Genomic DNA, 9,747 nt, shown 5'->3' with positions numbered 1-9,747 from the left:
GGCGCCGGCAGGCGCTTCGCCCGCCAGCAGCCGCGCGACGGCTTCGACGATGGGCATCTGGATGCCGTCGCGGCGCGCGAGGTCGGCGAGCACCGGCGCGGTCGCCGCGCCCTCGGCGACGCTGTTCTTGCCGACCAGCGCCTCGGCCGCGGTCAGCCCCTGCCCGAGCGCGAGGCCGAGCGAGAAGTTGCGGCTGGAAGTGGACGAGCAGGTGAGCACGAGATCGCCGAGCCCGCACAGGCCCGACAGCGTCTCGGCCCGGGCGCCGCGCGCCAGCCCGAAGCGCAGCATCTCGGCATACCCGCGCGCGATCAGCGCCGCGCGGGCGTTCTGGCCGAGGTTCAGCCCCTCCACCACGCCGCAGGCGATGGCGAGCACGTTCTTCACCGCGCCGCCGATCTCGGCGCCGGTGACGTCGTCGGAGTAATAGGGCCGCAGCATCGGCCGGGCGAGCAGCGGCGACAGGCGCTCCCACTGCGCCTGTCCGCCCCCACAGGCGAGGGTGACGGCGGTGGGGAGCCCGGCGGCCACTTCATGCGCGAACGTCGGCCCGGACAGCACCGCGAGGCGCTCCATCGGCGCGGCCTGCGCGGCGACGTCGGCCATCAGGCGCCCGGTGCCCGCCTCGATCCCCTTGGCGCAGAGCACCAGGTCGCGCGTGCCTTCGGGCAGGCCGGCGATGACGCCGCTGAGGAACTGCGCGGGCACGACGACGAGCAGCGCCGGAAGCGCCGCCAGTTCGCCGAGGTCGCTGGTGGCGTGGATCGTCGGTGCCAGCGTAGCGCTGGGCAGATAGAGGCTGTTGCGGCGGTCGCGGTTGATCTCCTCGACCAGCTCGGTCTCGCGCGCCCAGAGCGTTACGTCGCTGCCGTCACCGGCCAGCGCCTGCGCGAGCGCGGTGCCCCAGGCGCCCGCGCCGACAACTCCGACTTTTGCCCCGCTCATGCCTTCACTCCCGCTCCGCGAACGACCTCGGCCTCGGGATCGAGCGGCCAGCGCGGACGGGCCGCCACGTCGAGCGGGTCCGACTGCCCGCGCTCCAGCCGCTCCATCCCGGCCCAGGCGATCATCGCCGCATTGTCGGTACACAGCGCCAATGGCGGTGCGATGAACGGGAGCCCATGCTTGGCGGCCAATGCTTCGAGCGCGCCCCGGATCGCCTTGTTCGCCGCGACCCCGCCGGCAACGACCAGGGCGTTGATCGGCCCGACTTTCGCCAGCGCGCGGGTCAGCCGGTCAACGAGGCAATCGATCGCGGCCTGCTGGAACGAGGCGGCGATGTCGGCGTCGCTGTGTTCGCCCGACTGCTTGGCTCGCAAAACGGCGCTCTTGAGCCCGGCGAAGGAGAAGTGCGGCTCGTCCGACCCCTTGAGCGGACGCGGCAGGCGCACTTTCTTCGCATTGCCCTCCAGCGCGAGCCGCTCGAGCGCGGGGCCGCCGGGATAGCCGAGGCCGAGCACTTTGGCCGACTTGTCGAAAGCCTCGCCCAGCGCGTCGTCGATGGTGGTGGCAAGGCGGCGGAACTGGCCCACGCCCTCGACCAGCAGGATCTGGCAGTGCCCGCCCGAGACCAGCAGCAGCAGGTAGGGATATTCGAGGGCCGCGTCGGCAAGGCGCGGCGAGAGCGCGTGGCCTTCGAGGTGATTGACCGCGATCAGCGGCTTGTCGGAGGCCATCGCCAGCGCCTTGGCGGTGACGAGGCCGACCATCACGCCGCCGATCAAACCCGGCCCGGCAGTGGCGGCGATGGCATCGACCTGGTCCAGCGTCATCCCGGCATCGGCCAGCGTCGCCTCGATCAGGGGGGCCAGCCGCTCGGCATGGGCACGCGCGGCGATCTCGGGCACGACGCCGCCGTAGGGGCGGTGCGCCTCGTCCTGCGAGGCGATGCGCTGCGCCAGGATCACCCGGTCGCCGGTGACCAGCGCGGCTGCGGTTTCATCGCAGGAGGATTCGATGCCGAGGACTATGCGTGTTTTCATATTTTTGGGCCGATCTTCCCCTGAACGACATTGCCGGGTAGCACAAGCCGCCGATGACCTACGACAAACACCAGAATGATCGCTTTAAGCTGGGCACCCGCCGCTCGCCCCTCGCGATGGCGCAGGCCCATGAAGCACAGGCCCGCATCGCCGAGGCCCACGGGCTCGATCCCGCGCATATAGAGATCGTTGCCGTCACCGCCAGCGGCGATCGCATCCAGGACCGCGCGCTCGCCGAGATCGGCGGCAAGGCGCTGTGGACCAAGGAACTCGACGCCTGGCTGGCTTCGGGCGAGATCGATTTCGCGGTCCACTCGGCCAAGGATGTCGAGACGATCCGGCCCGAGGCGTTCACGATCGGCGCCATCCTCCCGCGCGAGGACGTGCGCGACGTGCTGGTCGGCGCCGCCTCGATCACCGCGCTGCCGCAGGGCGCCGTCGTCGGCACGAGCGCGCCGCGCCGCGCCGCGCAGCTGCTCCACGCCCGGCCCGACTGCCGCGTGGTGACGTTCCGCGGCAACGTCGCCACCCGCCTCGCCAAGCTGGCGGCGGGCGAAGTGGACGCGACCTTCCTCGCCGCCGCCGGGCTCAACCGGCTGGGCGAAACCGGCACCGGCCACCCGCTCGACGCCGAGGACTGGCTCCCCGCCCCCGCGCAGGCCGCGATCATGGTCGAATGCCGCGCGGACGACGAGCGGACGCGCACGCTGCTCTCGCGCGTGGATCATGCGGAAAGCCGTGCGCAGGTGCTGGCGGAGCGGGCGCTGCTCGCGGGGCTTGGGGGCAACTGCCACAGCCCGATCGCGGTGCTCACCCGCAGCGAGGGCGGCGATCTGTTCATGCGCGCGGCGCTCTACAGCCCCGACGGCGCCGAACACGTCACCGGCGAGGCGCGCTTCGCCGCGACCGACGTGGAAGGCCCGCTGCGCCTCGCCGCCGATCTGCTGGGCCGCGCGGTGCCTGCGATCGCGGTGCATTTCGCGGGGGCGGCGGCCTGAGACGTGGCATTGCTCGCCCGTTCGAGGCGCGGATGACCCGCCTCCCGGTCCTCATCCTGCGCCCGGAGCCCGGAGCGGCCGCCACGCTCACGGCGGCGCGGGCGATGGGCCTCGTGGCACAGGCTTTCCCCCTCTTCGAAGTGCGGGCGGTGTCGTGGGACCCGGTTCCTCGGGAGGATGTCGACGCCCTGCTGCTCGGCAGCGCCAACGCCCTGCGGCACGGCGGCAAGGCGCTGGCGACTTATCACGGCCTGCCCGTCTACGCCGTGGGCGAGACGACCGCCGAGGCGGCGCGCGAAGCCGGGCTCGACGTCGCAGCGACCGGCCGAGGCGGCCTCCAGAACATGCTCGAAGCGCTGGAGCCGACCCACCGCCGCCTGCTGCGCCTCGCCGGGCGCGAGCGGGTCGAACTGGCAGTTCCCCGCGGGGTCGAGGTCGTCACGCGCGAGGTCTACGCCAGCGAACCGCTGCCGCTGCCGACCGCCCTCATCGACCTGCTCGCCTCTCCGTCCCTCGTCCTGCTCCACTCCGGCGAGGCGGCCGCGCACTTCGCGCAATCGTGCGAGCAGGCCGGGATCGACCGTGCCCTCGTCCGCCTCGCCGCCATCGGTCCACGTGTCGAGGCGCGCGCCGGGACGGGCTGGGCCGACCTTCGCAGCGCGCCCACGCCGGACGACGCGGCGCTGCTGGCCTTGGCGCTGCGGATGTGCCAAGAAGCCGGCTCGGGACAATAGTTGCCACATAAGGGCTTGATGCAGGACATTTCGGCACCCGTCGCACCCACCCCGGATCGCAGCCGTTCGCGGGGGCCCACGCTGTTCATCGCGCTGATCGCCTTCCTGCTCGGCGCCGCGCTGGTGGCCTGGTTCTCGGCGCGCGGCTATCTCGCGGTGCTGAACCCGCAGGTCGCCGCGCCGGTCGAGGTCACGACGCCCGCGCCCCCGCCCGAGCCTGCCGCGCAGATGGCCGCGATCGGCACGGTCGAAGGCCGCCTCGCGATGATCGAGGACCGCATCTCGCGCATCGACTTCGAGACCAACGCCGCCGCGGGCAACGCGGGCCGCGCCGAGGGCCTGCTGATCGCCTTCGCGGCGCGGCGCATGGTCGACCGGGGCGAGCCGCTGGGCCACGTCGCCGACCAGCTGCGGCTGCGCTTCATGAACGCCCAGCCCCGCGCGGTACAGACGGTGATCGACTTCGCCGCCAACCCCGTCACCATCGACGGCCTCGCCGCCCGGCTCGAGGCGCTTTCGCCCGAGCTGACCGTGACGCAGGCCAACGAAAGCCTGTGGGACCGCGCCCGCCATGAAGTCACCTCGATGTTCACCGTGCGCCGCGATTCAGGCACGCTCGCCACACCCGCCGCCCGCATCGACCGCGCCCGCGTGATGCTCACGGCGCGGCGGATCGACAGCGCCGTGGGCGAAGTGGAGCGCCTGCCCGGCGCCGACGCCGCCGACACCTGGATCGCCGACGCCCGCCGCTTCGAAGCGGCGCAGAAGGCGCTCGACCTGCTCGAAACCACCGCGATGCTGGAGCCGAGCCGGCTGCAGGATTCCGCCGGACAGGCAGTCGACCAGCCGAGCCCGCTGGCGCCGGTGGCACCGCAGGGCGAGCCTACGGAAAGCGCGGCGGAGTAGACCTTCGTCCCCCTCGGGGAGGGCGTTACGCCTGCAGCAGTTCCGGCAGCTTGCCCGACATGCCCCGCGCCTCGTCCATGAAGAAGCGCTTGAGGGCGGGGAGGCGCTGCACCGCGCCCATGCCGAGGCGGCGCGCGGCGCTGGGCAGGCGGCCGGGGATGCCGAACAGGCGTGTCAGCCCGTCGGTCACCGACATTACCATGAAGGTATCGAGGCTGCGCCACTTCTCGTAGCGGGCGAGCAGCTGCGCGTCCCCCGGCTCCAGCCCGAGGCGCATGCCTTCGGTCAGTACCTCGACCAGTCCGCCGACGTCGCGCAGGCCCAGGTTCAGGCCCTGCCCGGCGATCGGGTGCATGCCGTGCGCGGCATCGCCGATCACGGCAAGGCGCTCGTCCACGACCTTGCCGGCGTGGTGGAAGCGCAGCGGATAGCTCATGCGCGGCGCGGCGAGCGAAATCTGCCCCAGCACGCCGTGCATGCGGGCGGAAACCTCGTTGACGAACATCGCGTCAGGCATGGCGAGAACGCCGGCGGCGTCCTTTTCGCCCACGGTCCAGACCAGCGCGCTGCGGTGGCGGCCCTGCTCGTCGTCGAGCAATGGCAGCAGCGCGAAGGGGCCGGCGGGGTAGAAGATTTCCCAGGCGGTGTTGTCGTGCGACTTCTCATGAAACAGCGCGGCGACGAGGGCGCGGTGCTTGTAGTCCCACTTGGCGAGCGCGAAGCCGGCCTCGTCGCGGGTCGGCGACTGGCGCCCCTCGGCGGCGACCAGCAGCGAGGCGGTGAGAACACGGCCGTCCGACAGCTCGACCTCGACGCCGTGCGGACCGCGGTCGCGCCGCACCGCTTCGGTCCTGACGTGCCAGGCGATCGCCGGCTCGTCGCGCGCGGCATCGAACAGGGCGATGCGCAAGTCGCGGTTGGCGAACATGCGGCCGAGGGAGCCCTCATCGGGCTTGGGGGTGAAATCGATGCGGCCTGGCTTCATCCCATCGGTGACGGCGATGGAATCGATCGGGCAGCCGAGCGGTTTGAGCCTGTCGGCGAGGCCGATGTTGGTGAACAGGTTCCAGCTCGCGGTCGAGATCGCCGAGGCGCGGGCGTCTGCGCCCTCGGCCACGAGATCGGCGGGGTCCGCCCGGTCGATGACGTGGCTGGTGATCCCGGCCCGGGCGGCGGCCAGCGCCAGCGTCATGCCGACGAGGCCGCCGCCCAGGATGATCAGGTCGCGGCGTTCGGCCGCTGGTCTTGCTTCGATATTCGAGTCGCTCATCCCGAGCAGCTATCGGACTCCCCGGCGTAGATGTCGAGACACCTGCCGTCCCATGTGCCGGCCGGCTCGCTCAGGCCGATCAGCCCGGCGAGGGTCGGGGCGATGTCCACGGTCTCGACCGGCTGGGCCTGCTCCATGCGGGTGATCCCCTTGCGCCAGAACAGCATCGGCACGCGGCGGTCGTAGTCCCAGGGGCTGCCGTGGGTGGCGGTGTAGCCCGGGACTGCCTTGGTGCCCGGCACGACGGCGCGCCTGGTCATCATCAGCACTTCGCCCGAACGCTCGGGATCGAAGGAGGCGGCGACGCGCTCGATCTCGGTCCAGTCCTGCGGATGGCCGCTGGGGACCTTGACCTTCTTCAGCTCGTCGGCGGTGTAGACGCCCGAAATCTGCGGGTTGGCCTTCAGCTCGGCGACCAGCTCGGCGATCACCTTCTTGCGCTGCTTGGGCTTGAGGCCGGCGTTGAGCCAGATGTCGCCCGAACCGCCAGCGCCATAGAGCAGCGGGCCATCCTTGACTGTGATCCTGGTAGCCTTGGAAACCGAGGCCGAGAGGCCCTTGTCGGTCAGCGATTCGTCGAGGCGCGCAGCATCGGGCACGCCCTGCAGCTTCATGCGCTCGGGAGCGTCGGCGCCGCCGTGGTCGGCGCTGAGCACGACCACGTAGTCCAGCCCGCGTGCGTCGAGTGCGTCGAGCAGCGTGCCGATCGTCTGGTCGAGCACGTTCATCTGGATGCACATTTCCACGCCCTCGTTGCCGTAGGCGTGGCCGACCTTGTCGGTGGCCGAGTAGCTGACCGAGAGCACATCGGGCACGGCGTCCCTGCCGAGCGGCATCTCGTCGAGCAGGCGTACCGCCATGTCGGTGGTGGCGATGTCCACGCGCGGGCTGTTCGAGAAACCCTTCATGTCGCCGGCCTTCAGCGGGAAGCGGTAGGTGCCGATGGTGAAGCCGCCCACGTCCGTCGCGCGGTCGACCGGGCCGCACCAGCCCGGCACCGGCAACTCGCCCGCGCCCGCTGCCACGGTCTTCGCCATCGCTGCGTTCTCGGCGAGGGCTGCGGGCGAGAGCTTGCGGCCTTCGTAGCTGGTGAAGCCCTTGCCCTTGATCCAGTAGGCGGCATCGGTGGTGTGGCCGCCCATCATCACCACCGCGCGGTCCTTGAAGGACACCGCGGCGTTGAGGCTGGCGGGGTTCTTCTGCTTGAGCAGGTCGCCCAGCGTGGGGGCCTTGAGGTGGTCGGGCTTGATGACCGAATCCTCGGAGTTGCTCTTGGGGTTCGTCTCGTCTTCCGAGCAGTAGACCTGCTTGTCGGCGCGGGCGATGCCGGGGACGAACCAGTTGTTGGCGATGATGCCGGTCCGGTTGGGGTGAACGCCCGTCAGCAGGGTCGAGTGGCCGGGGCAGGTCTCGGTCGCGGCGTGCGACTGGAAGCCCGAGGGGAAGACCGCGCCCTGCAGCAGCCGCGCGAGGCCCTTGGTGTAGCGCTCGCGGTACTGCTGGAACAGGTCGGCGGAATACTGGTCGACCGAGATCGCGACGATCAGTTTCGGCGGCGTGGTGGGCGCCGGGGCGGCGGGCACTGCCGCGGCCGGAGCGGCCTCCTGGGCGAACGCGGGAGCCACCGAACCGAGCGCCAGGGCCACGGCGAGCGAGGAGAAGGCCAGCGAGAATGAAGGGCGCATCGCGGGAGGTTCCTTGAAAAGTCTGCGCGTTGGGAGCAGATGCTTCGATGACCGGATTGCCGCCCGAGCGCAAGGTAGTCCAGCCTCACTGGCAACGCACGGGAGCATCATGGAATCGCGCCGCTACTCCGTCCTCGTGACGGTCCTGTGTCATCTCGTGGCGCTTTTGGGTGTCTTTCTTGCAAGTGCGGTCCCGGCCAGCGCCGCGCCCAGCCACATCGCCGCCGAGCTGGTGGCGGGGCCGGGCTCCGGCGGCGGAGCGACGCTGGCGATACGCATGACGCCAGAGGCCGGGTGGCACGGCTACTGGGTCAATCCCGGCGACGCGGGGCTCGGCATGCAGCTGGGCTGGGAACTGCCCGAGGGCGCCTCGGTCGGCACGCCGCGCTATCCGGTGCCGCGCACGCTGGTCGTGCAGGGGCTGATGAACCACGTATACGAGCGCGAATACGCGGTGCTGGTGCCGGTGACCCTGCCCGCCTCGGCCAAGCCGGGCACGCGCCTGCCGGTACGCGTCAAGGCGCAATGGCTCGCCTGCACCGAGCAGATCTGCGTGCCCGAACGCGCCGAACTGGCGACCGAGATCGTGGTCGGCGCGCAAGGCGAAGCGCCGCGCTTCGACGAGTGGACACAGCGCCTCCCCGCCCCGCTCGGCGCTCCCGCCGCCTTCACGCTCGGCGGCAAGGACCTGCGCCTCGCCATCCCGCTGCCCGCCTCGGTCAAGCTCGACGCGCCGCACCTCTTCGTGCGCGAGGACAAGCTGGTCGACTACGCCGCGCCGCAGCTGTTCAGCCGCAAGGGCGACCTCCTGCTGGTGACGATCCCGCGCGCGAAGTTCGCCGCGCGCGGGGCCGATGCCATCGAGGGCGTGCTGCGGCTGGACGGCGCGGGCAACGGCATCGAACTCACCGCAAAGCCCGGCACCGTGCCCACGGGCGGGGTTCCCATCGTGACGGGGCCCGCCAACGAAGGCGCGCCAAAGCTGCCCGCGCTGCCGTGGCTGCTGCTGGCGGCGGTGGCGGGGGGGTTGCTGCTCAACGTGATGCCCTGCGTCTTCCCGATCCTGTCGCTGAAGGCCATCAGCCTCGCCCGCGCCGGCGAGAGCGAGGCCCATGCGCGGGTCGAGGGCTTGGCCTATGCCGCCGGCGTGATGCTCGCCTGCCTCGGCCTCGGCGCGCTGCTGCTGGTGCTGCGCGCGAGCGGCGAGCAGGTCGGCTGGGCGTTCCAGCTGCAGGAGCCCTGGGTCGTCGTCACCCTCTTCGCACTGGCGGCGGCGATCACCGCGAACCTCCTCGGCCTGTTCGAGTTCGCGGTGCCGGGCTTCGCGAGCGCGGGCTCGCCGCAAGGCGCCTTCGCCACCGGGCTTCTCGCGGCCTTCGTCGCCACGCCCTGCACCGGACCGTTCATGGCGAGCGCGATGGGCGCGGCGCTGCTGCTGCCGGTGCTCCCGGCACTGACGCTGTTCGCGGCGCTGGGGTTCGGGATCGCGCTGCCGTTCCTTGGCGTCGCTTTCGTGCCCGCGCTGCGCGCCCGCCTGCCGCGTCCGGGCCAGTGGATGGTGACGTTCCGGCGGATCATGGCGGTGCCGATGGCGCTGACCGCGCTGGCGCTCGCGTGGTTGGTCTGGCGTCTGGGCGGGACAGCCTCGCTGTCCTACGTGCTGGCGCTGGCGGCACTGGTGCTGGCGCTGCTGGCGCTCGCCGGACGGGCGCAGCGGCGCGGCAAACGGGCGCTGGTGCCCGCGCTGCTGGCCGCGGCGATCCTCGCCCTCGGCGTGCTGACGATGCCCGAGCCGCAGGCGCAGGCCTCGGCCGAAACCTCGGTGATCGACGCGAAGCCCTTCTCCGCGGAGGCGCTCGCCAGGGCGCGGCGCAGCGGCAAGCCTGCCTTCGTCTGGATGACGGCCGACTGGTGCCTCACCTGCAAGGTCAACGAGCAGGTCGCCATCGAGCGCGAGGATACAAGAGCCGCGTTCGAGAAGGCCAGTGTCGTCGTCCTGCGCGGCGACTGGACCCGCCGCGACCCGGAGATCACCCGCTACCTGACGGCCCAGGGCGCCGCCGGGGTCCCGCTCTACGTCTGGTACGGCCGCGACGGTACGCCGGAGCAACTGCCGCAGGTCCTCACCCCGGCGCTGCTGGCGGAGAAGGCGGGCGAGTAGTCCCGAAGCGG

The 9,747-nt window shown here is 71.7% G+C and carries 8 protein-coding genes; 4 read left to right on the top strand and 4 right to left on the bottom strand.

Annotated elements, in window-relative coordinates:
* Positions 1–945, bottom strand: a 945-nt coding sequence (locus PMI02_RS16545) for an NAD(P)H-dependent glycerol-3-phosphate dehydrogenase (RefSeq protein ID WP_007684907.1), incomplete at its 3' end; no start/stop codon positions are given.
* Entirely contained in the window at positions 942–1,982 is a 1,041-nt protein-coding gene (tsaD, locus tag PMI02_RS16540; protein ID WP_007684905.1) for a tRNA (adenosine(37)-N6)-threonylcarbamoyltransferase complex transferase subunit TsaD, read from the bottom strand. The genes PMI02_RS16545 and tsaD, both read right to left, overlap by 4 nt.
* 53 nt (positions 1,983–2,035) lie before the next feature.
* Here tsaD and hemC point away from each other — a divergent pair, with 53 nt between their 5' ends.
* From hemC to PMI02_RS16525, 3 genes are read left to right on the top strand one after another with little or no spacing between them, the layout of a single operon-like run.
* Positions 2,036–2,980, top strand: coding sequence for a hydroxymethylbilane synthase (gene hemC, locus PMI02_RS16535; RefSeq protein ID WP_007684903.1), 945 nt, complete (start codon positions 2,036–2,038; stop codon positions 2,978–2,980).
* Positions 2,981–3,012: 32 nt separating this feature from the next.
* Positions 3,013–3,714, top strand: coding sequence for a uroporphyrinogen-III synthase (locus PMI02_RS16530; protein ID WP_007684900.1), 702 nt, complete (start codon positions 3,013–3,015; stop codon positions 3,712–3,714).
* 18 nt (positions 3,715–3,732) lie between these two features.
* On the top strand, positions 3,733–4,620 hold the full coding sequence (locus PMI02_RS16525; protein ID WP_007684899.1) for a hypothetical protein: 888 nt from the start codon (positions 3,733–3,735) through the stop codon (positions 4,618–4,620).
* Between the two features lie 25 nt (positions 4,621–4,645).
* Here PMI02_RS16525 and PMI02_RS16520 read toward each other — a convergent pair whose 3' ends face one another.
* Both PMI02_RS16520 and PMI02_RS16515 read right to left on the bottom strand, forming a co-directional pair.
* Positions 4,646–5,890, bottom strand: coding sequence for an FAD-dependent monooxygenase (locus PMI02_RS16520; RefSeq protein WP_007684897.1), 1,245 nt, complete (start codon positions 5,888–5,890; stop codon positions 4,646–4,648).
* The gene (locus PMI02_RS16515; protein ID WP_007684895.1) at positions 5,887–7,575 is read right to left on the bottom strand and encodes an alkaline phosphatase family protein; all 1,689 of its coding nucleotides are present in this window, start codon (positions 7,573–7,575) and stop codon (positions 5,887–5,889) included. The genes PMI02_RS16520 and PMI02_RS16515 overlap by 4 nt, the downstream gene beginning before the upstream one ends.
* A gap of 109 nt (positions 7,576–7,684) precedes the next feature.
* Here PMI02_RS16515 and PMI02_RS16510 point away from each other — a divergent pair, with 109 nt between their 5' ends.
* Positions 7,685–9,736, top strand: coding sequence for a protein-disulfide reductase DsbD (locus tag PMI02_RS16510; protein WP_007684893.1), 2,052 nt, complete (start codon positions 7,685–7,687; stop codon positions 9,734–9,736).
* The last annotated feature ends 11 nt before the right edge of the window (positions 9,737–9,747 follow it).

It is taken from the genome of Novosphingobium sp. AP12, from assembly GCF_000281975.1.
Taxonomy (GTDB): Bacteria; Pseudomonadota; Alphaproteobacteria; order Sphingomonadales; family Sphingomonadaceae; genus Novosphingobium.
The sequence above is the reverse complement of the archived record's forward strand: the minus strand, read 5'-3'. Positions and strand labels throughout refer to the sequence as shown.

What these genes read in the sequence shown, in the direction of transcription:
- tsaD (WP_007684905.1), bottom strand. Translation starts at nt 1,982, where the DNA reads ATGAAAACACGCATAGTCCTCGGCATCGAATCCTCCTGCGATGAAACC.
- hemC (WP_007684903.1), top strand. Translation starts at nt 2,036, where the DNA reads ATGACCTACGACAAACACCAGAATGATCGCTTTAAGCTGGGCACCCGC.
- PMI02_RS16530 (WP_007684900.1), top strand. Translation starts at nt 3,013, where the DNA reads ATGACCCGCCTCCCGGTCCTCATCCTGCGCCCGGAGCCCGGAGCGGCC.
- PMI02_RS16525 (WP_007684899.1), top strand. Translation starts at nt 3,733, where the DNA reads ATGCAGGACATTTCGGCACCCGTCGCACCCACCCCGGATCGCAGCCGT.
- PMI02_RS16520 (WP_007684897.1), bottom strand. Translation starts at nt 5,890, where the DNA reads ATGAGCGACTCGAATATCGAAGCAAGACCAGCGGCCGAACGCCGCGAC.
- PMI02_RS16515 (WP_007684895.1), bottom strand. Translation starts at nt 7,575, where the DNA reads ATGCGCCCTTCATTCTCGCTGGCCTTCTCCTCGCTCGCCGTGGCCCTG.
- PMI02_RS16510 (WP_007684893.1), top strand. Translation starts at nt 7,685, where the DNA reads ATGGAATCGCGCCGCTACTCCGTCCTCGTGACGGTCCTGTGTCATCTC.